The 20,481-nt window shown below is 39.5% G+C and carries 22 protein-coding genes and 1 pseudogene; 12 read left to right on the top strand and 11 right to left on the bottom strand.

The annotated features are described in order from the left end of the window. Positions 1 to 4 precede the first annotated feature (4 nt). Together L1994_RS11370 and L1994_RS11365 are read left to right on the top strand one after the other, a co-directional pair. Positions 5 to 1,987: a heavy metal translocating P-type ATPase gene (locus L1994_RS11370; protein ID WP_278099548.1), complete on the top strand. Its 1,983-nt coding sequence runs from the start codon at positions 5 to 7 to the stop codon at positions 1,985 to 1,987. Positions 1,988 to 2,157: 170 nt separating this feature from the next. Next, complete coding sequence (locus tag L1994_RS11365) at positions 2,158 to 2,286, top strand: hypothetical protein (RefSeq protein WP_278099547.1); 129 nt, start codon at positions 2,158 to 2,160, stop codon at positions 2,284 to 2,286. A 52-nt stretch (positions 2,287 to 2,338) separates the two neighbouring features. Here L1994_RS11365 and L1994_RS11360 read toward each other — a convergent pair whose 3' ends face one another. Beyond that, positions 2,339 to 3,532 (bottom strand): MFS transporter, encoded by a 1,194-nt coding sequence (locus tag L1994_RS11360; protein WP_278099546.1) that lies wholly within the window; start codon positions 3,530 to 3,532, stop codon positions 2,339 to 2,341. 342 nt (positions 3,533 to 3,874) lie between these two features. On the opposite strand from L1994_RS11360, the gene L1994_RS11355 reads away from it, so the two are divergent. Then, a complete protein-coding gene (locus L1994_RS11355) occupies positions 3,875 to 4,363 on the top strand; it encodes a class I SAM-dependent methyltransferase (RefSeq protein ID WP_341275817.1) in 489 nt (162 codons plus the stop codon). Between the two features lie 145 nt (positions 4,364 to 4,508). Here L1994_RS11355 and L1994_RS11350 read toward each other — a convergent pair whose 3' ends face one another. Next, positions 4,509 to 4,868, bottom strand: coding sequence for a winged helix-turn-helix transcriptional regulator (locus L1994_RS11350; protein WP_278099545.1), 360 nt, complete (start codon positions 4,866 to 4,868; stop codon positions 4,509 to 4,511). A gap of 85 nt (positions 4,869 to 4,953) precedes the next feature. On the opposite strand from L1994_RS11350, the gene hcp reads away from it, so the two are divergent. Next, a complete protein-coding gene (gene hcp, locus L1994_RS11345) occupies positions 4,954 to 6,567 on the top strand; it encodes a hydroxylamine reductase (protein ID WP_278099544.1) in 1,614 nt (537 codons plus the stop codon). A gap of 15 nt (positions 6,568 to 6,582) precedes the next feature. After that, positions 6,583 to 6,966 carry a cupin domain-containing protein gene (locus L1994_RS11340; RefSeq protein ID WP_422656647.1) on the top strand — a complete coding sequence of 128 codons (384 nt, stop codon included), beginning with the start codon at positions 6,583 to 6,585 and terminating at the stop codon, positions 6,964 to 6,966. Between the two features lie 203 nt (positions 6,967 to 7,169). On the opposite strand, the gene L1994_RS11335 is transcribed toward L1994_RS11340, so the two are convergent. The 4 genes and pseudogenes from L1994_RS11335 to L1994_RS11320 all read right to left on the bottom strand — a co-directional run bounded on the left by L1994_RS11335 (position 7,170) and on the right by L1994_RS11320 (position 9,281). Then, entirely contained in the window at positions 7,170 to 7,637 is a 468-nt protein-coding gene (locus L1994_RS11335) for a DUF2703 domain-containing protein (protein WP_341275816.1), read from the bottom strand. Continuing rightward, positions 7,629 to 7,859, bottom strand: a pseudogene (locus L1994_RS11330) (thioredoxin family protein); the annotation flags it as partial. The pseudogene L1994_RS11330 and the gene L1994_RS11335, both read right to left, overlap by 9 nt. A 130-nt stretch (positions 7,860 to 7,989) precedes the next feature. Beyond that, the gene (locus tag L1994_RS11325) at positions 7,990 to 9,063 is read right to left on the bottom strand and encodes a permease (RefSeq protein WP_278099543.1); all 1,074 of its coding nucleotides are present in this window, start codon (positions 9,061 to 9,063) and stop codon (positions 7,990 to 7,992) included. A gap of 62 nt (positions 9,064 to 9,125) precedes the next feature. Continuing rightward, entirely contained in the window at positions 9,126 to 9,281 is a 156-nt protein-coding gene (locus tag L1994_RS11320) for a hypothetical protein (protein WP_278099542.1), read from the bottom strand. A 376-nt stretch (positions 9,282 to 9,657) separates the two neighbouring features. On the opposite strand from L1994_RS11320, the gene L1994_RS11315 reads away from it, so the two are divergent. The 3 genes from L1994_RS11315 (at position 9,658) to L1994_RS11305 (ending at position 11,299) form a co-directional block, all read left to right on the top strand. Continuing rightward, a complete protein-coding gene (locus L1994_RS11315) occupies positions 9,658 to 10,017 on the top strand; it encodes an ArsR/SmtB family transcription factor (RefSeq protein ID WP_004078610.1) in 360 nt (119 codons plus the stop codon). 180 nt (positions 10,018 to 10,197) lie between these two features. Beyond that, entirely contained in the window at positions 10,198 to 11,028 is an 831-nt protein-coding gene (locus tag L1994_RS11310) for a sulfite exporter TauE/SafE family protein (RefSeq protein ID WP_278099541.1), read from the top strand. A gap of 52 nt (positions 11,029 to 11,080) precedes the next feature. Beyond that, positions 11,081 to 11,299 (top strand): hypothetical protein, encoded by a 219-nt coding sequence (locus L1994_RS11305; RefSeq protein ID WP_278099540.1) that lies wholly within the window; start codon positions 11,081 to 11,083, stop codon positions 11,297 to 11,299. Positions 11,300 to 11,455: 156 nt separating this feature from the next. Here the strand turns inward: L1994_RS11305 and L1994_RS11300 are convergent, their stop codons facing one another. Further along, positions 11,456 to 11,878 carry a universal stress protein gene (locus L1994_RS11300; protein ID WP_278099539.1) on the bottom strand — a complete coding sequence of 141 codons (423 nt, stop codon included), beginning with the start codon at positions 11,876 to 11,878 and terminating at the stop codon, positions 11,456 to 11,458. 399 nt (positions 11,879 to 12,277) lie between these two features. On the opposite strand from L1994_RS11300, the gene L1994_RS11295 reads away from it, so the two are divergent. From L1994_RS11295 to L1994_RS11285, 3 genes are all read left to right on the top strand, one after another. Further along, on the top strand, positions 12,278 to 13,714 hold the full coding sequence (locus tag L1994_RS11295) for a SulP family inorganic anion transporter (RefSeq protein WP_278099538.1): 1,437 nt from the start codon (positions 12,278 to 12,280) through the stop codon (positions 13,712 to 13,714). A gap of 606 nt (positions 13,715 to 14,320) precedes the next feature. Next, entirely contained in the window at positions 14,321 to 15,421 is a 1,101-nt protein-coding gene (locus L1994_RS11290; RefSeq protein ID WP_278099537.1) for a FecCD family ABC transporter permease, read from the top strand. Next, positions 15,412 to 16,194, top strand: a complete 783-nt coding sequence (locus L1994_RS11285; RefSeq protein WP_278099536.1) for an ABC transporter ATP-binding protein — start codon at positions 15,412 to 15,414, stop codon at positions 16,192 to 16,194. The genes L1994_RS11290 and L1994_RS11285 overlap by 10 nt, the downstream gene beginning before the upstream one ends. Positions 16,195 to 16,245: 51 nt before the next feature. Here the strand turns inward: L1994_RS11285 and L1994_RS11280 are convergent, their stop codons facing one another. Then, a complete protein-coding gene (locus tag L1994_RS11280) occupies positions 16,246 to 16,899 on the bottom strand; it encodes a class I SAM-dependent methyltransferase (protein ID WP_278099535.1) in 654 nt (217 codons plus the stop codon). Between the two features lie 28 nt (positions 16,900 to 16,927). After that, positions 16,928 to 18,013, bottom strand: coding sequence for an ABC transporter substrate-binding protein (locus L1994_RS11275; protein WP_278099534.1), 1,086 nt, complete (start codon positions 18,011 to 18,013; stop codon positions 16,928 to 16,930). Between the two features lie 648 nt (positions 18,014 to 18,661). Here L1994_RS11275 and L1994_RS11270 point away from each other — a divergent pair. Further along, positions 18,662 to 19,285: a DUF1016 N-terminal domain-containing protein gene (locus L1994_RS11270; protein ID WP_278099533.1), complete on the top strand. Its 624-nt coding sequence runs from the start codon at positions 18,662 to 18,664 to the stop codon at positions 19,283 to 19,285. Between the two features lie 255 nt (positions 19,286 to 19,540). Here L1994_RS11270 and L1994_RS11265 read toward each other — a convergent pair whose 3' ends face one another. Both L1994_RS11265 and L1994_RS11260 read right to left on the bottom strand, forming a co-directional pair. Further along, positions 19,541 to 19,924, bottom strand: a complete 384-nt coding sequence (locus L1994_RS11265; RefSeq protein ID WP_278099532.1) for a DUF3467 domain-containing protein — start codon at positions 19,922 to 19,924, stop codon at positions 19,541 to 19,543. A 2-nt stretch (positions 19,925 to 19,926) separates the two neighbouring features. Then, positions 19,927 to 20,415 carry a hypothetical protein gene (locus L1994_RS11260; protein ID WP_278099531.1) on the bottom strand — a complete coding sequence of 163 codons (489 nt, stop codon included), beginning with the start codon at positions 20,413 to 20,415 and terminating at the stop codon, positions 19,927 to 19,929. Positions 20,416 to 20,481: the final 66 nt, after the last annotated feature.

Below are 20,481 nucleotides of genomic sequence, written 5' to 3'. Positions count from 1 at the left end.
TATCATGGGCGAAAAAGAAATTTGCGATAACAATAGCGGATGCTATAGAAAAAAATCAGATTCAGACAGTGAAAATCACCATAACAACGGTTGTGCATGCAAATGCGGACATAATCATGAAACCGAAACGGACTCAGCAAAGGAATACATCATAATTGCTCTTTCCGCAGTTTTGCTGGGCGTATCTTTATCCGGCGGGCATCTTGGTCTTTCTGAAACTGTTGTGAATATTTTTGCAGTTTTATCAGCACTCTGCACAGGTATTCCGATTATTGCCGGTTTTGTAAAGGGGCTTTTTGGCGGGAGGCAAAGCGTCTGTGAACTTGCAGGTATCGCAATAATTGGAGCAATATTAATAGGGGAATACATCACTGCGGCAGAGGTCGGGCTTATACTTTCCATAGGCGAGGTAGCAGAAGACTTTGCATATAAAAGAACGCGAAGAGATCTTGAAAAAATGGCTTCTTTCCATCCGGATTATGGCTTTGTTGAAAAAGAAGGTGCAATAAGTGAAGTTCCTGTAGATGCAATCGAAGCGGGCGACATTGTTCTTATAAGGCCCGGAGATATCGTTCCCTCGGACGGATATATAATAAGCGGGTCAACTTCGGTGGATGAATCTTTTCTTACAGGGGAAAGTATTCCGGTAGAGAAAAATATCTCAGATCCGGTTTATTCAGGATCAGTAAACATTAACGGCGTAATCAGAATAAAGGTTTCAAAGAAAAGTTCTGAATCCGCATATTCTAAAATTGTCGGCTTCGTTAGGGAGGCAGAGGCCAGAAGACCGCCGACATATCCCTTTATTGATAAATTTGCATCCATATACACGCCCTTTACTCTTGTAGTAACGGTTTTGACCTTTGCATTTACAGGAAGCATCGAGCGGGCAATAACAATACTTATCGTAGCCTGTCCTTGTGCCCTTCTCCTCTCAACTCCGTCAGCTGTAATCTCTGCAATAGGTGTAGGTGCAAGACGTGGAATTTTAGTAAAAAGCGGCCTTTATCTTGAAGAGGCTGAAAAAATTGACACCGTTTTATTTGACAAGACAGGAACACTTTCCTCCGGAAAGATGAGAGTAAAATCCATAAAAGCATTCGGGAATTTTGATGAAGTTTTAATAACAGCACTTGCCGCCGCGGCCGAGTGCGGATCAGAACATCCTGTTGCAGATGCAATAGTAAGATACGCAAAAGAGAACAGTATTGATGCTGAAAGTTGTGCAAAGACAAACAGTACACCAGGTCTTGGTGTAGAGGCACAATCCTGTTCTGGCAGGGTGCTTGTTGGAAATGCCAGATTTTTGGCAGAATCAGGTATTTTTATACCAGACTATGCAAAAATCGAGGCAGAATCATTATCTAATGAAGGTATGACTCCTGTTTTCATTGCTCAAAACGAAGACATCGCCGGTATTTTTGGAATTGAAGATAGTATAAGAGAGGAGTCGGCCGCTGTCCTTGCAGATCTTAAAAAAATCGGGATAAACAACATCTCAATGGTTTCAGGCGATAAATGTGAGGTTGCAAAAAGTGTTGGAAGGTATTGCGGAATAAATCAGGAGAACGTCTTTTCAGGTGCTGTCCCTGGTGAAAAGAAGTCAATTGTAAAAAATCTTCAGTCTGCCGGAAGAAAAGTCTGCTTCGTAGGCGATGGTGTTAACGATGCTCCGGCACTTGCACAGGCCAATGTCGGCATATCAATTGGAAAAAGAGAAAATTCGGTTGCAATTGAAACCTCTCACGTTGTCCTTTTAAAAGACGATCTCAGCTTGCTTCTAAGCTTCATTCTTCTTGGAAAAAGGACTGTAAAAACAATAAAGCTAAATGTTTTCTTTGCCTTATCCCTAACTTTCCTGCTTATGGGACTTGCATTTTCCGGACTTATACATCCGGCAGTAGGAGCACTCGGCCACCAGATTGCCGTTCTAGCAGTGCTTTTTAATTCAGCGCTGATTCCGGTCCTGACTAAAAAGATAGTCTAATCTTTGAGAACCAGAGTATTTTTCTCTTCTCTTGCCCGTTTTGGGAAGGTTGAATCACTCTCAGGCTTAGGCGGGGGATTTTACAGGTTGAAAAGCCGGACTTTTTCTCGATAAAATGTTTTGCCGTTGACAATTCAGTTGAGATGTGGTTTAAAAAAGAGGTTATGGATATGACATCTGACTTTCTTTTTTTTCTCATCTCATCATACAAAACCAGAGAAGAGGCAGACCTTACAGCACTCAAAAGAAGGGAAAAGTCGGTTGAAGAGAAAGTCAGAATCCATCTTTATGGCAATTAAAAGATGAAAGGACAGGTTAATTAAAAATTCTTTAAATTTTACCTAAATCACATCAATTCCGGACAGAGAGAATAAAAAAGCCGCAGACAGCCAAAGCAATAATCAGACTAAATAAAAATCCATAAACAAAACCACCGGCGGCGATGACAATTCCTGTAACGAGAGGTCCTGCCGAATGTCCGATATCCATTACTGATGACAGCGCCCCCATTGAAGCTCCCATCCGCTCCTTTTTTGTTACATCTGCTATGTAAGAACTGGTCGCAACCGAAGACAGCGAGATGCCAAGACCAACAAAAGAGCTGACCAAAAGAAACATGCCAAAGGATGATGCAAAAGGAATCGCAGCAGTTGAAAATCCAAGTATGAGTATTCCAGCAGCAATCTGAATCCTCTTGTCAAATCTGTCAGCGATTCTTCCAAAGACTGGTTTTGTTGCAGCGATAACCAGAGTCTGAGAGGCAAAGATTACCCCTATCAGATACAGACTAATATTTTGGGATACAAGAACGAGCGGGAAAAAAGTTTCAAATGACCCAAAAGCAAAATAGGTGGCCATATCAACAGATGCTGTCGCCCTGAGTTTTGAATCAGAGAAGAACTGAACAAAACTCCTGTGAAAAGACGACAACGTAACAGACGCACAAGGCAGATTATTCTCCTCCCCCCTGTACATCAGAATCAGAGTAAGGACCGGTACAGCAGCGATTGCCGCAATGAGATAAACCAGCCGGTAGGAGATGAGTCCGGGGGATAAAATAAAAATAGAAAGTATAAAACCACCGACAAGAGGAGCGATTGTCCTCCCAATCAATGTGGCAGAAGAGTACTGCCCAAGCATCTCACCTTTCTTTTCATAAAAGCGCTCTGCAATTATTGCCGAGATTACCGGGCCGAGTATAGCTGTTGCCGTCCCATGGAAAAAACGAACCGGAATAAGCCAGACAGGGTTGCTGATGAAAAGATAAAGCAGGGGAGCACAAAGAAAAATCAGACCTGATGCAATGAGCATCTTTTTTCTTCCGATATTATCAGATAAAACCCCAACAGGAAATGAGAAAATTATTCCTGCAAGGGGAGATACTGCTGCAATCAGACCGATTACAAAATCTCCGGCGCCAAGAGCCTGGGAGAACAAAGGAAGCACCGGATTTTTAGAGATAGTCGTTGAAAAGATTGCAAAAAATCCAAGCAGAAATAGTGAATATAAAAACCGCCTGTTGGATAAATTACTAACCGCAGACATATCAATCTCTTAATTTTATCTAAAACTATGACGGCATAAACCTTTTTTTAGTCTGCTGTGAAAATCAATGCATAAAATAAATATAAAGCTTTCATAAAACCGATATTCTTTTTACATTTTTGTTTTTATAATTTAAATTAGAAATAAGTATTTAGGTATTTTTAAGAGAAATAATAGTGTTATTGCGTTTAAAAAAAGTATCTTTATCTGCTCTTAATAAAAAAAGAGGTGGCAGGCTATAACGCCAGAAGATGTTTTTGAAAGATATGCGGATGACTACGACAGGTGGTTTGACGAACACGGCGATGAGTTTGAGGCTGAGCTGTCCCGCATAAAAAGAATCTGCAGGGACTTTGCGCCGCAAAAAAACCGCAACCTCCACTAATCGAAGTCGGGTGCGGTTCAGGGCGGTTTGCAAAAGCTCTTGGTCTGAAAGTTGGAATTGAGCCTTCGCTCTCTTTTTGCAGGATTGCCCGGAACAGAGGAGTTGCTGCAGTAAGAGGAAGAGCAGAGGCACTGCCTGTAAAAAGCAGAGCCTGCCGGGCTGTTCTTTTAATAACTGTCATATGTTTTCTTAAATCCCCGATACCTGCACTAAAAGAGATTTTTCGCATACTTATTCCTGGCGGGCAGGTTGTTGTTGCTTTCATTGAAAGGGATGGAAAAATCCACAAAAAATATATTCTTGAGAAGGAAAAGGGGCGGTTTTTATCTCATGCAAAATTTTATTCAGAACAGGAAGTCTGTTCATTTCTAAAAGAGTCAGGGTTTATTATCAGGGATATTGATTCAAAATCAGGCTTTTGTGTTGTTTTGGCAGAAAAATTTTAACACAATTTTCTTAATGAAAGGGAATTTTTTTTATGATTTTACTTGAAAGTTACTTCGTAACTTATATGAAACAGTTAGCATGAAAAAAATTATCATGGACGTTTTTAGGTCATGCCGGTCTTTGTAGTTTATATCACTTCAGTTGTCAGAGGATGCAGTCGCGGCAGTCCTGGTCTCCGCAGGCTACATTTTCTATCTTCCACTTAAGCGCCCATTTTTTTATATCCGAGATTATTTTTATTATCTCAACTCCGCTCTCTGTTAAGGAATATTCGGTCTTTACCGGAAATGAGCCGGCATCAACCCGTCTTATTATAATCTCCTCAGATTCAAGTTCTTTTAGCCGCTCTGACAACAGCTTTGATGTAATGCCCGGAATTGAATCCTTGAGCTCGGAAAACCGCCTTGTATAATTTTCACCCTTGTAGAGCTCAAGAACAATTAAAAGAGTCCACTTTTTTGTAAGATATCTTACTGTCTGGTAAACTGTGCACGACTCATCCATGGTATAGTTTTTGAAACTTCCTGATATTTATATCATAGTATTCTATACATACGTTGTATCAAAAAGATATTGAGGTGAAGAAGATATGTTCTGTTATCAGTGTGAAGAAGCCTTAAACCAGAAAGGCTGCACAAAAAGAGGAATATGCGGAAAGGATGAGGAGACTGCAAATCTAATCGACCTTCTGATATACTTATGCCGGGGAATTTCGGCAAGAAACCTTCCGGCAATGGAGAAGGGTGCGGAAAATAAAAAAGCAGGGACATTTATTATGGACTCGCTTTTCATGACGCTTACAAACGTCAACTTCGACAAAGACCGCTACTTTGAGATGATTGACGAGGCAATAAAAATCCGTGACTCACTCCCGCCCGCCGCAAACAGTGAACACGACGCATGCACATGGAAGCCAAAGAACAGGGCTGAGATTGAAGAGAAGGCAAAGCATGTCGGAGTCTTATCAACACAAAACGAGGATGTAAGATCCCTTCGCGAGCTTTTAATCTACGGGCTTAAGGGAGTCTCGGCATACTACCATCATGCACAGCTTTTAGGATATACTGATGAGGAAATTCCTAAATTTGTGCAGAAGGGGCTTTTGTCAACGATTCAGGAATTAAGCGTTCCTGAGATGACAGGTCTCGTGCTTGAGTGCGGCGGAGTAGGTGTAAAAACACTTGAGCTCTTAGACAGGGCTCACACAGAAACGTTTGGAAAACCTGAGATTACAACTGTAAAGACTACCGTCAGAGACAGACCTGCAATTTTAATCACAGGCCATGACCTTCTCGATATGAAGATGCTTCTTTTGCAGACAAAAGGAACAGGCGTTGATGTGTACACCCACGGCGAGATGCTTCCGGCACACGGATATCCGGCTTTTAAGGGAATTGACAATCTCATCGGAAACTACGGAAGCTCGTGGTGGCACCAGAGAGAAGAGTTTGAATCCTTCAACGGACCGGTTCTTATCACAACAAACTGCATTGTTCCACCAAAGGACTCATACAAAGACCGCGTATACACAACAAGTGTTGTCGGCTATCCCGGATTAAAGCACATCAAAGCAGATGAGAAGGGGCATAAGGATTTCTCTGCGTTAATTGAGCAGGCGAAGAAGTGCAAACCCCCGCTTCCCGTCGGAAACGGAAATGACTTAATCACAGGATGTGCTCATGACGCAGTTTTAGCGCTTGCAGGCCCTGTTACGGATGCAATCAAAAACGGAGCAATTAAGCGCTTTATCGTTATGGCAGGCTGTGACGGAAGGCACAAAGAGCGTGAATACTATACTGAGTTTGCAAAAGCACTTCCTAAAGACACAGTAATATTAACTGCCGGCTGTGCGAAATACCGCTACAACAGCTTAGGTCTTGGAGACATCGGCGGAATCCCGCGTGTATTGGATGCAGGGCAGTGCAACGACTCATACTCGCTTGTTGTAATTGCAAAAGCACTTGCAGAAGCATTCGGCGTTGACATAAACGATCTTCCTGTCTCATACAACATCGCATGGTACGAGCAGAAGGCTGTTCTTGTCCTTCTTGCACTCCTGCATCTTGGAATCAAAGACATAGCAATCGGACCATATCTTCCGGCATTTGTATCACCGGCGGTTTTGGATGTTCTTGTCAAAAACTTCGGACTTTCCAAAAACTCGACAGTTGAAGAAGACTTAAAAAAGATGGTGCCCCAATAATCATTCAGAGTTATTATGGCAGAATTCAGCGAGGCTATGAAAGGGGCAGGCAGAAAAGAGAAGCGTGCCGGACTATTGGGAAAGGTCTTAAATTTAAAGGAGCTTGTCTCATACCAGGAGGGAACGGTTGCAAGCAGGATGATTGTAAGCAACAAATCCGGAAGCATCACCCTTTTTTCCTTTGACGAGGACGAGGGATTGTCTGAACACACCGCTCCTTTTGATGCTGTTGTAACAATTCTTGACGGTGAATGCGAGGTATGGGTTGCCGGAGAGACTCACATGATGAAAGAGAGCGATACAATAATATTTCCGGCAAATGTTCCTCACGCCTTATCAGCGGTTACAAAATTTAAGATGATGCTTGTGATGATAAAAGATGCAAAAGAAGAGATTTAAGGATTAATCCGATATTAAAACTATTTATAAGAAAATAATAATGAAAATCAAATCAGATTTTCAAGATCTTTTTTTTATCTTTCAGAAAAATGGAGAAGAACCAATTTTATATCCTCAATTTGTTTTATTTTAACTTTACATGAAAGTTACTTCGTAACTTACATGAAACCGATGCATGAATAAAATTATCATGGACGTTTTTATTAAATTTCAAGAGCCTTTTCTGCCGCTTTTCTAATTAATTCTGCCGGGATTGCCTCATGAAGTTTTCCTTTGTATGATATCGCACGGCATCTGACATCATCCTGTCCTGTAATGCATGCACATGATGCACAGGGAGTCTGTGATACTTCCATTCCTTCTATTAATTTCTCAAGCGGAACGCCGTTGAATAAAATCATATTGGACTCTTCTATTTTTTCGTTTTCAAGCACTTTCTCTTTGACTTCAATTTTGATCTTTCTCTCAGACAAAAAAGACTCGATCTCATCAAGAACTTCTTTTAGGGTGTTTCCGGTTTGCGAACAGCGCTCGCAGGTGGTATCAATATTTTCCCCGACATGCCTCCACTCAACAGTTAAAACTTTGGCAGAATCTGCTTTGGGATTATCTCCACAACAGCTCTGCCCGCATGTGCATTTTTGAATAACACCCGGCACATCTCCTTTGATTAACTCCTTAATCTCAGATACATCTGCAACTCTTCCGGCGACTTTTACCTCGCCATCGATTGCAAGTGCCGGTGTAAACATAACATCCCTCTCCATGATTTTGGTTATGTCCTCGACCTTTACAATCTCTGCTGAAACGCCTGATTCCGAGACCGCTTTTTCAACATTCTTCATAAGCCTCTTGCATTTCATGCATCCTGTTCCAAATACTTCAATCTTCATCTCAATCATTCTCCGTTTATTTCATCTTCTCGTATTCCTTTAATACTGCATCACGGTATCTGCCGTATGCCGATTCCGGGATATAGTTGTAAATTTTAACTTGTTTCATCAGTTCATTTGCTTTTTCACCCTATAAGAAGAACATACCATACACAAATCCTGCAACCGCTGAAAATAAAATCACAAGAGCCGCATAGACAATGGTCTTTTTCGGGCCCATTATCCTTGATATTACAAGAAGGGAGGGCAGGCTGATACTCGGGCCTGAAAGGAGAAGGGCAAGTGCAGGACCGCCTGCCATAACACCGCTCGTGTAGCCGAAGGTTGTCCCGATTACCGGCACCTCCAGAAGGGTCGGCATATAAAGGATTGTTCCCACTAATGATGCCAAAAATGTCGACTCTATCGAATTCGTTCCAAAAAACGGCCTGAATACCTCCGGCGGCAGGAAGAACGAGAGCATTCCAAGGGCAAATGTTCCGATAATCAGTATGGGAAAAATTTTCTTTGTTAGATCCCACGTCTCAAGTCCCCACTCTGAAACTTCGTCACGCTCAAAGTAGTATATCAAAAGAAACGCGACTCCAAGAGTAAGTGCGTATATTATCGGGAACTTTATCATCCAGTCAGCCTGTGCCGTTCCGGCAATTAAAATTCCGACCAAAAAGATGAAGAACAAAGGCACAACAAAGCGTGGCTTTTCTGCATCTCCAACCAGGGGTCCTGAAAGCATCGCGGCCAGTTTTTTCTTTGTATCGGCATCATGGGATTTGAAGAGAAACGCCATTATAAGCCCGATTATTATTGCCATTACTATTGCAAAGGCCGCCCTTGCAACACCAAGGTCAAAGCCTAATACTTTTGCTGTATAGACAATCGCTAAGATGTTAATTGCAGGGCCGGCATAGAGAAATGTTGTTGCAGGCCCGATTCCGCTTCCACGCTTAAAAAGCCCGGCAAACATCGGCAGGATTGTGCATGAACAGACCGCAAGCACAGTTCCTGAAACAGATGCAAGACCGTATGCAGTGCTTCTTTTCGCATCCGGACTGAAGTATTTCATTATTGCATCTTTTCTTACAAGTGCGGCTATTGCTCCGGCTATGAAGAATGCAGGGATTAAGCAGGTTACAACATGCTCTGCAAGATAGCCTGCAAGCGTATCCCAGCCTGTTGCCAGTGAGCCGATAATTAAATCAATCATTTTTTTTATCCTGAATTTTCGGGTTTAATGGTTCATTCTATATCCTGCTGTCATTTAAAGTATCACACGAATCCTGAAAGGATCTGAAATAATATTCCCGCGGATATCCGAGGATATCCGGAAACTGAGACTGCAAGATAAAATGCCGTTTTTGGCAGGTGTTTGTGGCGGCCGTAAAAACTCTCAATTTTGCATCCATATCCCGGCTTTGCTTTCATAAAACTTAAGAAAAATCTTTTTTTCATAAGATTTTATATCATCAGAGAATTTCATAAGTTCTCATTTCAAATTCATTTGAAATACTGTAGGTGTTTTCCATATAAATAATTAATCATTTCAACCACATTTGAAATGCTCATATTATGCTAATGTATAAGTTTTTGAGAAAGTTCAGTAAATTTTTATCCATAAGACCTTCATCTAAGAAAAGCTCCATCCAATTGAGCAACCCGAAAAAGGATTCATCTAATCTCCGGATGAATACATAAGCTTTTCACCTGTAATCTCAATTTCAGAAAACCTGACTTTGAATCATCGGAATTCATATATATCAAAATATTTCATATTTAGTTGAAATATCCGGGATACCAAATTATGACAGATAAGATAAGAGGAGATGCCAAAAGTTACGGACTGCCTCCGGAGATAGAGAGTTCGCTTCAGAAATCCGGCGGGATTGACGGAATTGTAAGCAAAATGCCGGATGAAGATACTATCGGGCAGATCTGCACCCTGCATCATGTTCTTAGCGATCAGAACAGAATGAAAATTCTCCTGATGCTCTCAAAGCAGCAGCTCTGTGTATGTGTAATCCGGACAGTTCTGGATATTGCCGACTCAAAACTGTCCTATCATCTCTCGGTTTTAAAGGAGAATGGTCTGATTTTTGGAGAACAGCAGGGCAACTGGATAATATACAGTCTGACTGATAAGGGAAGGGCACTGCTGCCATAAACCGATTCTGGCGAATTTGATTAAACGGCATCCGGTCATATTTAATTAAAATATTTGGTTTTTCATTTATCTATCATAAAACATTGATTTCATGAACTTTTTTTCATGGTAAATTAAATAACTTTAAGCTTGTTTAAAGGGTACTATTTCAATGTAAATTGAAATGCGTGGAGATAAATTATGGAATTGGAATTAATATACATACTTGCACTTCTCCTCACCGGAATTGTTGTAGGTTTTGGTTGCGGACTTTTGGGCGTTGGCGGATGCTTCATAATGATCCCGGTCCAGTACTGGGTTTTAACATCAATGGGTTATGATCCTCATATATCTATTCTTGTTGCATTCGGTACAAATCTTGCAGTAGTACTTCCAACTGCTCTTTCCGGAACATATGGCCACAACAAAAAAGGCGCAGTCATGTGGAATGCCGCTGTTACGATGGGTCTTGCCGGATTTTTTGGCGCATTTATTGGTGCATACCTCGCGACTTTGATCCCTGGTAATTACCTGAAAATTATTTTCGGTGTTGTAATTCTTCTGAGTGCTATAAGAATGCTCACCGCCAAACCACCAAAACTGGATGAAAATCCGGTAAACAACATCATGATATTCCTTTTATGGGGTATTCCGATTGGTATTTTATCAGGAATTATCGGAATCGGCGGAGGTGTTGTTCTAATCCCGATAATGGTGCTTGCACTCCACTTTAAGATGCATGAGGCAGTAGGAACATCAACTGCACTGATGGCGTTTACTGCTCTTGGCGGGACAATTGCATATATAATAAACGGACTTTCGGTTACCGGACTCCCTGAATATTCACTGGGTTATTTAAATTTACTTCAATGGGTGCTTCTTGCAGTGCCGGGTGTAATCATGGCCAGGGTCGGGGTTTGTGTGGCACACAAAATGCCCGCAAAACAGCTTAAGTATGTTTTCATTGCTGTTATGATCTATATGGGGCTTAAGATGATCGGAGTCTTTGCATTTCCGGGGCTTCCTCTGTAAACTTTTTTTAAAAAGGATACGAATAATAATTTGAAATTTCTTTCAGTCCGGATTGAAAAAAAAGAAGCAGAGCTCCGAGTTTTCAGAGGCTGAGTCTGCAAATAACGCCCCCTCATATAACTTATCAGTTCTAAAAAAGGCCGGCGGTGAGCCCGATATTCATATAATTACAACAGAACCTGGAATTGAAAAACGAGGAGCAGAAGATCCGTTTTTTTCAGAGATAGATGCAGTTAACAGGGAACTTAAACAGCGTTTGAAAAAGTTTTGAGAATCAGGTTAAAAATAATTTAAATTATTCTAAAGGCATTTTTCCGGGTGCTTTTAAAAATTCTGCATTAAACTTATTTCAGCATCATTACGATTTCTGCATTAATTATTTCTGCTTCAGTATTACTTAATTGCCGGTTTTATCTCTTTATCAGTATTATTTTACAATCATCACCGGACATTTCGCCTGGTGTGCAACTTTGTGGCTGACGCTTCCAATAACAGCACCTTTTATTGTTCCAAGACCCCGGCTTCCAATAATTAAAAGATCTGCATTCTCCTTTTCGGCAATTCCGCATATCTCAGATGCAGGCTCTCCGATTGCAACCTTAAGCGTGTATGTCAGGTTTTTTTCTTCAAAGAGATTTATAGTCTCAGAAATTGCATTTTTTGCATCCTCTTTTAGTATTGAGTGTACATCGAAGTTTGCTTTTGCCATCTTTGACTGGGAAGGCGGACTGCTGAATATATATCCTATAATTATCTCTGAGGACAATTCTTCTGCCAGACCTGCGGCTTGTCTGCCGGCACGTCTTGCATTCTCTGATCCATCAGTTGCAAGCAGAATTTTTTTGTACATAAAATCTAAACTCCGGCAAAAACGCCCGAAAAAATCCACATGAAATGATAATTTCATAAAGGCTTATATGAAAAGTTGCATACAGCAACTGTTTCCTTACTTTTTTTCGGAAGTATTACGAACTGTTCTTAATTAATCTATAATGTATAAATAATTTTCAGGTATTTGTTTTTTAGATCAGGATACTACAATCAGGATATAATTATGAGTTTTTACTGCGAATAATAATATCACAATTGTCAGCCTGAAAGAAACAATAAAATTAGGTTTTTCTTGTGTTTTTCAAATAAACTGCTGATAACACCGGCAATATATATTATATAATACAAAATCAAATTGTCCGGCAAAGTATAAAAAAAACCTGAAATTTATCAATATTATCGAAGAGAGATTTTTTTCATGAACGCGCAGGAGATAAAAGAGGAATGGTTCTCAAACATAAAAGGCGACACACTTGCCGGAATTACGGTTGCATTAGCGCTCATTCCTGAGGCAATCGCTTTTTCAATCATCGTCGGCGTCGATCCAATGGTCGGCCTTTACGCCTCTTTTTGCATTGCAGTGATTATATCAATAGCCGGAGGAAGACCGGGGATGATCTCTGCTGCTACAGGTTCGATGGCCCTTGTGATGGTTGTTCTGGTCAGGGATTTCGGAATCGAATATCTTTTTGCTGCTACAGTTCTTACAGGTTTAATTCAGCTCATTCTGGGGTTTTTAAAGGTCGGGCGGTTTATATCCTTTATTCCATATTCTGTTGTGCTTGGATTTGTAAACTCACTTGCAATTCTTATCTTTTTAACACAGCTTCCGTTTTTGATTAATGTGCCACCGGCAGTATATGTGATGGCGGCGGCAACTATCGGGATAATCTGGTTTCTGCCAAGATACACAAAAGCGATTCCTGCGGCACTTGTCGCAATAGCTGTAATGACAGCGGTTGCAATCTCAGCCGGTCTTGATATTATGACTGTCGGGGATTTGGGTTCAATTACAAAATCCCTTCCGGTATTTCACCTCCCGGTTGTTCCTTTAAACATCGAAACACTGCTTATAATCCTTCCGTATTCTATAACACTTGTCATTGTCGGAATTTTGGAGTCTTTATTAACAGCATCAATTATTGATGAGATGACAGAGACAAAAAGCGATAAAGACAGGGAAGTTAAAGGGCAGGGCATTGCCAATTTCATCACAGGTTTTTTCGGCGGGATGGCCGGCTGTGCGATGATTGGACAGTCTGTTATTAATGTAACCTCAGGAGGAAGGGGCAGGCTTTCTTCCATGGTTGCAGGGCTGTTTCTGATGTTTCTCATAATCGTTTTAGGCGATCTTGTGGCACAAATTCCGATGGCTGCACTTGTAGGTGTTATGATAATGGTTGCCATTGGAACTTTTGAATGGCAGTCTTTGAAAAATATCTCTAAAATTCCTAAAAGTGATGCCTTTGTCATGTTTTTGACAATCGCAATCGTTGTTTATACACACGATCTTGCAAAGGGCGTAATTGCAGGCGTTATTGTAGCCGCCCTTGTTCTTGTTTACAGAATGTCTGTCATATCAGTATCCGGCATTGTAAGAGATGACGGAGTTAAGATATATACTGTAAAGGGTCAGCTCTTCTTTGGAACGATGTCGGAGTTTATAGAGCTATTCGATTACAAAAATGATCCCAAAAAAATTGAGATTGATTTTAAAAATTCACATATCTGGGATCAGTCTGCAGTTGAGGCAATTGCCAGAGTTATAGATAAATATCAGCGTGAGGGAAGCACAGTTTATGTCACCGGCCTTAATGTGGAGAGCCAGATGACGCTTGATAAGGGTTTTTCTTAAATTTAATGTCTGAAATAATATTATTTTACAAAGTAATGACGACCTTCATTAAAAAAATTCATGACACTAATGTTTCATTCAACTTTTCATGTTAGTTACGAAGTTACTTTCATTTTCATGTAAATCAGAATCTGATTTTCATGCATATATTCCAATAATCTGATGCACTCTGCAAAGACTCTTTACTTTAGCTTTTTTCTGATTCATCTATCTTTCTAAATTTTGAAAACACTGTTTTGAAATAGTTAGCTCTGAATGCTATTGGTTAATTTAATTTAATTAACTTCAGACCAAAATTAAATATCATACCAGGCGCAAATATAGATAGACAGGATGTATGTCTGCATTTAAAATTATGGATGCAATTATTGAAAATTTACAAATATGTGCAGTCTGTGTTTGCCCGGGGGTCTGTTCAAAAAAAAAGAGTTCATGAAACAAATTTTTCATGCACCGGTTTCATGTAAGTTACGAAGTAACTTTCATGTAAAACGCACATGATGAGCTTTTTTCATCACACAAAAATCCTGATAAGTCTGTCAGGAATTTTGATTTTTATAGCAAATTTGCAGAACATAATTGTTTAACAATCATTACAGGTGAATTATGGAAAGCAATGAGGATATAACAGACAAATCAGGTATAAAATATCTGTGTAATCTCTTTTTGACAAAGGGTTATAAAATTGATTCAGAAAAAAAAGAGATCATAAAAAAACTGCTGATATACCTAACGCCTGTAATTTTATTTTTCATATCCCTTTTTTTGGGAAGGTATATGATTGACCCGGCAGAAGGGATTAAAATATTATTGTCAGTCTTTCCTTTTATTCCGGTTGAGCATACATGGAACTCAATTAATGAAACTGTTATATTTCAGATAAGACTCCCCCGAATTATTGCCGCCATGTTAATAGGCGGAGGTCTTTCAATAGCAGGCGCCTCTTATCAGGGACTTTTTAGAAATCCGCTTGTCTCACCTGACATACTGGGTGTTGCATCAGGAGCAGGTTTTGGTGCGGCACTTGCAATACTTCTTTCTGGAAACCCCTTTATCATTCAGATTCTGGCATTTATATTGGGAATTTTTGCTGTTCTTATAACATGCATTATCAGCAGGGCATATAAAGGAGCAGGAACACTCGTTCTTGTTTTGTCAGGAATAGTAGTAGGAGCGCTTTTTTCAGCTCTTTTGTCGATGTTAAAATATGTGGCGGATCCTTATGACACTCTGCCTGCAATTGTATTCTGGCTGATGGGAAGTCTTTCATCGGTTACAATACCTGATCTTATTTCAGTTGCACCTCTGATTATTATCTCCGGATTCATTATTTACATTGTCAGATGGAGAATAAACATCCTTTCAGTCGGTGATGAAGAGGCAAGAGCGCTTGGAATTGATACAAAAAACATGGCCCGGATAATTATAATCTGTGCAACAGTAATTACAGCCTCCTGTGTATGCATTTCCGGAATTATCGGGTGGGTCGGACTTGTAATACCGCATATTGCAAGAATGCTTGTAGGTCCTGATTTTAAGCGACTGATTCCTGCATCAGCACTTCTTGGCGCCTCATATCTTTTAATTGTTGATGACATCTCAAGGACTCTTATCGCAACTGAAATTCCGCTTGGAATTCTAACAGCACTTATTGGTGCTCCGTTCTTTGCATATCTTCTTACAAGAAAAAAGGTGGGATGGTTTTGATTTTAGATATTAATGATATATCATTTTCATATGATGGCAAAAGACAAATCTTTGAGGACATATCTTTTTGCGTAAATCAAGGGGAGATTATGTCAATAATCGGAAAAAACGGGATAGGAAAATCCACATTGATAAAATGCCTGATTAATCTGTACTCTGTAAATTCAGGAACTGTAAAAATCATGGACAGGGACATAAGTTCAATGTCAGCAAAAAGTCTGGCAAAAATAATAGGATATGTTCCACAGGGACACCAGACTGTTTTTCCATTCACCGCACTTGATTTTGTTACAATGGGGCGCTCACCACATCTTTCATTTCTGGATTCTCCGGGGGAGAAGGATTTTAAAATTGCTGAAAAAGCAATAGAGAAAATAGGTGCAGAATACCTGATAGAAAGGCCAATTAATGAAATAAGCGGCGGTGAAAGGCAGATGCTTATGCTTGCACGTGCACTTGCCCAGGAAGCTAAAGTTCTCATCTTAGATGAGCCCACATCACATCTTGATTTTGGAAATCAGCTAAAAGTTTTATGTGCAATTGAAAAACTCTCAAAGGAAGGAATTGCAATTGTAATGAGTACGCATTTTCCGGATCATGCATTTATGCTGTCGAGCAAAGTTGCAATAATGCAGAATAAAAGGTTCATTGCACAGGGAGATGCAGGAGATGTTATTACAAGAGAAAATTTAAAGGAGGCCTATGGAATAGATGTTTCAATAAGCCATGTAAAAGACGCAAAAAGAGATGTGTGTGTTCCAATATCATTTTAGAGCTATATATTGGTTTTTCATTTTTTTTTCAAATATCTTTTTTAGGCATTTTCACATAGTCATCAGAGTATTTTTTTTAATGACAATCCAAAAACCCGAATCATCATTGATTATTTCCGTCTTTGAGTTCTGAAGACCAGAGGATGCTTCTGCAAAAATTTTTCTCTTCTCTTCTGACATGTTTCTTTTGTATTTCTCTTCCCATTTTGGATCTTTTATAATCATTTTGTTTACAATATCATCCCGAAGCTCTTTATTTCCAAATCCGCCGCCGACATATGCCATACCACCCGGTTTTAAAATCCGGTTAATCTCTTTGAATGCCAAATTAGGTTTATCCCAGAAAAACATCGAACCGCGGCTTACAATCAGGTCTGCAAAGCAGTTTTCAAATAAAATATTATGAACATCGCCCTCAACTGTTTTAATCTGACTGCTAAGATTACAATTTTTTATATTTCTTTGTGCTATCTCAATTGCATCTCCTGAAAAATCATAGGCATACACAAAAAGATCAGTTTTTTTTGCAATTGAAATTGCCAAAGAGCCTTGTCCGCTTCCCAAATCTATGCAGACTCCTTCTTTAATTCCACTGGTTTTTATGATATTATCAGCGATTACAGGATATATCGGGGCAAAAAGTGTTTTGGAGATTTCATCCATTTCCTCTGCACTTTTTTTGTCAAATACTGTTTTTTCTTCCATTTTAATCTTTACTGACCTTGAAATCTTCTCAGGTGTTTAGAATTTCTGCTACTTCATCGTCAGTTAAGCTTATGTGATAAAACTGTTCATGATAATCTTTTGTTATCGATGTCATGTCAATATCCTCAAATTTTTCAGGATATAGCATTTTGGCAGTCCAAGGGATTCCAATTATCTGGTTGACTCCGGGTGGCCTGTCAAACCATGAAAAGGCAGTAACTGGCACAGGATATACTCTTTTATTTTTTACGGCTTTTATCTCTTTCCAGAGTGGATTTTCAAATATTTCTGAATAAAAGGTCATATCTCCAACAATTATCACTTCAGGATTCCATGAGATAATCTGTTCGATTGAAACTTCTGTCTGCCCGTACCCCGGGGATATTTTGCAATCAGCGATGTTTTTTCCGCCGCATATCTCAATTAGCTGTGAATGCTGTGATCCTTTTGGATCTGTAAATATTCCTTCAGGCCCTTCTGCGTAATAGACTGTTACTTTCTCATCTTCGGGGATTTCTGCTACCCTTTCTGTTACAAGATTTAAGTATTTTTGATAGAAATTTATCAGTTCGCCGGCCTTTTTCTCTTCCCCAAGAATTTTTCCTGCAAATTCTATTGCCGGGGCGTAATCTTTTGCATTGACTGAATTATCAACGGCAACGACCGGAATTGTTCCAAGCATACTCTGGCGCTCATTAATTCCTGATATGAAGTCTTTGCTGGTTGTAAAACCCTCTATTACTATATCCGGATTTTTTGAGATGAAGTTTTCATAATTTCCGCTCTCTTTTCCAAACCATCCGCCGGCAACAGGAAGATTCCTGTAACTTTCAGGGATGTATTTTTTAGAGCTTTCATAAAGGTTTGAATTCCAGGCCAGCAGTTTGTCAGGTGCTATCATGTAAATCAGCATGGTTGACGGCGGTGCTGTGCCGATAACTTTGTTTATCTGCACAGGCACAGTTACATTTCGTCCTGCCATGTCGGTTATTGTTTCAGTTTCAAAATTTTTCTCTTCGCCGGTTTGTGAGAATGGCGTCATTAAAGCCATTCCTGCGGCAAGAACCAAAACTGCTGCTATTGCAATAATACTGTATTTCATTAATTTTTCCATTTCAAAACTCCAAAAAGTTAACCAATGAAGGTTTATAATGATAGATTTTAATCTGGATATAATTAAATTAAGCGATTTATTTGCAGAGTTAATTAGTTTTTGTTTACATTTTAAGAAGAGGCACTTTTTTTTTGGCAGTGCGTCTCTGACAACCAAAATCCTGCATGTCATGACCTTTGAACTTTTTGCATTGATTCGGGCTGCTGTCTGCTTTTTTTGTGGGAGTGCCGGTGCACCTGTCCTGATGTGACGCCGGCAGCTTAAATGTTTATTATATCATTTGTATCAAAAAAGCAAATTATTCCATCTGCGACAGATATGCACAAATATAAGTATATCCCGGATAAAATATCAATAAACCGTCAGGTTCTGTTGAAATGGTAAATAATCATATTAAACGTATTTCTGGAAATGAACCGACATCAAAAGAACTTCATAATCTGAAATGTGCCGGGCAGATTTGTGATGAACTAAGCAGCGGAAATTTTTGTCATGATACGTTTTCTAAGAGTATGGAAAACAAATCACAGAAAATTGGTGAAAACAGAGAATTTGTGGATTTTAAACTCAAAAATTATCTGAAAGATGACTGAATAACAAGCCTTTCGCCCAAGGTCAGGAGGAAGTCGGGAAAAGAGGCAGATTAAAATGGAAATTGCAGAAACCAAAGAGTACAATGAGCTTATTTATGAGATAAAATCCATTGTCCAAACATCAAGAACACAGGCAGTTGCTTCAGTCAACCGTGGATTAATCAATATGTACTTCCTGATTGGAAAGAACATACTTTTAAAACAGGAGACAGAAGGCTGGGGGCAGTCAGTTGTTGACTGTATTTCATCAGATCTGCTAAGAGAATTTCCGGAAATGAAAGGATTCTCTGCAAGAAATCTTTGGAGAATGAGGCAGTTCGCAAGGGAATATATAAAGTTTATTGATCTGCCACAGGCTGTGGCAGAAATTCCCTGGGGCCACAACATTGCAATAATTGAGAAAATTAAATCCATAGATGAAAGGGAATTCTATATAAAAAAGACAATTGAGAACGGCTGGTCAAGAAATGTCCTCATCCATCAGATTGAGAGTGATTTATACTCAAGAACACTCAATGCTCAGAAAAAGGCAGTAAATAATTTCAGGAGTACATTGCCGGAAAAACAGTCTGAACTTGCAGTCTCTATAATAAAAGATCCTCTCTGCCTTGAATTTCTCGGAGTATCTGAAGATGATGAAGAGGCTGAATATATCAAAAAAAGGATTTATATCGAATAAATGAATTTAAGAGTAAATAAGGAATAAAAATCATTTTATGGAAAATATATTGAAAAATTGAAGAGGGCTATTTTGTGTGTAGCGGATTTTGAGAAGGTGAGTGTTGATCTCGGCCGGTGCGGTCTTTGTGATGAGGGGAGGGCGGTGTTTAGGTCCTGTGATCTGAAGCTGGCGATCTGTGAGAAGTGTTACGGGAGGCTTATGCGGGAGGAGAATAAGGGATAGGGGGTTGATTGAAAAAAAAAGAATAAACCTTTAAATTTTATTTCTGGTAGTTGCCTGCTGCACCTTTGTTGATATCTTAGGTTTCGTTTCATCTTCAGGCGTATAAAATTCCATTCCACCATCTGAATGGACCATCTTTAATATTCCGTCAAGGGCTTTTGAAAGTTTTTGGGCTGCGGAGTGAGACATATAAATTCTTGTACCTTTTATGTGCATCTTCCCATCATCTCTTTTTATTCCAGGCATCTCAAGAAAATCAATATACAGATCTCTGTGGGTTGCCTGTACATATGCAAGATTAGAATAAGCACTGGAAGAAATATCGGTCATTAGATCTTCTTTTTTGTACTTGTACATTTCACCGACATCTATTGTCATTGATTCGGTATCTGCGGTTTTAATATTCTTTGCCATTTTTATGCACTCGCTGCAAATTTCCTGTAATTATTGTTGTCTTCACTCACTATCCCCGGACCGGACTTCCAGTTGTCAACATTTGCAATTGCCTTTGGTTCATATTTTTCCCTTAACACTGAATTGTAATAGCCGTTAACTGCCATATTCATGCAGTGCGTCCCGTCACGATCATCCAGCATTGCATATGCCAGAAATGAGAGTGCTGCAAACTTTTTTGACTCGACTCTTACTCTGTATACCGGGTGTTTTTCATCACCTTTTTTCTCTATAAGGCCAAGGAGTAATAATTTTTTGAGAGCATTATAGATTGATCTTTCAGATTTTTCAGTTATGTCCTCCAGATATTTTGGGCGATAATCCATCGTAGGGTCTGCAACAAGTTCTTCAACAACTTTTGCAATGACTGTATCGCCAAACAAACCGCCGTATGGCTCATCAAGGTACATCTCTTCTTCTGAAGATATTATTGGCAAGTCCTCTTTTGTCATCTTCCATCTCCTGCACTTATTGTATATGGCAGAGATATATTAAATAATTGCTGATATCCCTTAATT

It is taken from the genome of Methanomicrobium antiquum (genome assembly GCF_029633915.1).
GTDB lineage: Archaea > Halobacteriota > Methanomicrobia > Methanomicrobiales > Methanomicrobiaceae > Methanomicrobium > Methanomicrobium antiquum.
The sequence above is the reverse complement of the archived record's forward strand: the minus strand, read 5'-3'. Positions and strand labels throughout refer to the sequence as shown.

Excerpts from the sequence above, each read along its gene's own strand:
- L1994_RS11285 (WP_278099536.1), top strand. The coding sequence starts at position 15,412 with ATGGTTTTGATTTTAGATATTAATGATATATCATTTTCATATGATGGC.
- L1994_RS11360 (WP_278099546.1), bottom strand. The coding sequence starts at position 3,532 with ATGTCTGCGGTTAGTAATTTATCCAACAGGCGGTTTTTATATTCACTA.
- L1994_RS11315 (WP_004078610.1), top strand. The coding sequence starts at position 9,658 with ATGACAGATAAGATAAGAGGAGATGCCAAAAGTTACGGACTGCCTCCG.
- L1994_RS11350 (WP_278099545.1), bottom strand. The coding sequence starts at position 4,868 with ATGGATGAGTCGTGCACAGTTTACCAGACAGTAAGATATCTTACAAAA.
- L1994_RS11370 (WP_278099548.1), top strand. The coding sequence starts at position 5 with ATGGGCGAAAAAGAAATTTGCGATAACAATAGCGGATGCTATAGAAAA.
- L1994_RS11260 (WP_278099531.1), bottom strand. The coding sequence starts at position 20,415 with ATGACAAAAGAGGACTTGCCAATAATATCTTCAGAAGAAGAGATGTAC.
- L1994_RS11295 (WP_278099538.1), top strand. The coding sequence starts at position 12,278 with ATGAACGCGCAGGAGATAAAAGAGGAATGGTTCTCAAACATAAAAGGC.
- L1994_RS11325 (WP_278099543.1), bottom strand. The coding sequence starts at position 9,063 with ATGATTGATTTAATTATCGGCTCACTGGCAACAGGCTGGGATACGCTT.
- L1994_RS11300 (WP_278099539.1), bottom strand. The coding sequence starts at position 11,878 with ATGTACAAAAAAATTCTGCTTGCAACTGATGGATCAGAGAATGCAAGA.
- L1994_RS11265 (WP_278099532.1), bottom strand. The coding sequence starts at position 19,924 with ATGGCAAAGAATATTAAAACCGCAGATACCGAATCAATGACAATAGAT.
- L1994_RS11365 (WP_278099547.1), top strand. The coding sequence starts at position 2,158 with ATGACATCTGACTTTCTTTTTTTTCTCATCTCATCATACAAAACCAGA.
- L1994_RS11290 (WP_278099537.1), top strand. The coding sequence starts at position 14,321 with ATGGAAAGCAATGAGGATATAACAGACAAATCAGGTATAAAATATCTG.
- L1994_RS11320 (WP_278099542.1), bottom strand. The coding sequence starts at position 9,281 with ATGAAAGCAAAGCCGGGATATGGATGCAAAATTGAGAGTTTTTACGGC.
- L1994_RS11270 (WP_278099533.1), top strand. The coding sequence starts at position 18,662 with ATGGAAATTGCAGAAACCAAAGAGTACAATGAGCTTATTTATGAGATA.
- L1994_RS11310 (WP_278099541.1), top strand. The coding sequence starts at position 10,198 with ATGGAATTGGAATTAATATACATACTTGCACTTCTCCTCACCGGAATT.
- L1994_RS11275 (WP_278099534.1), bottom strand. The coding sequence starts at position 18,013 with ATGGAAAAATTAATGAAATACAGTATTATTGCAATAGCAGCAGTTTTG.
- hcp (WP_278099544.1), top strand. The coding sequence starts at position 4,954 with ATGTTCTGTTATCAGTGTGAAGAAGCCTTAAACCAGAAAGGCTGCACA.
- L1994_RS11280 (WP_278099535.1), bottom strand. The coding sequence starts at position 16,899 with ATGGAAGAAAAAACAGTATTTGACAAAAAAAGTGCAGAGGAAATGGAT.
- L1994_RS11340 (WP_422656647.1), top strand. The coding sequence starts at position 6,583 with ATGGCAGAATTCAGCGAGGCTATGAAAGGGGCAGGCAGAAAAGAGAAG.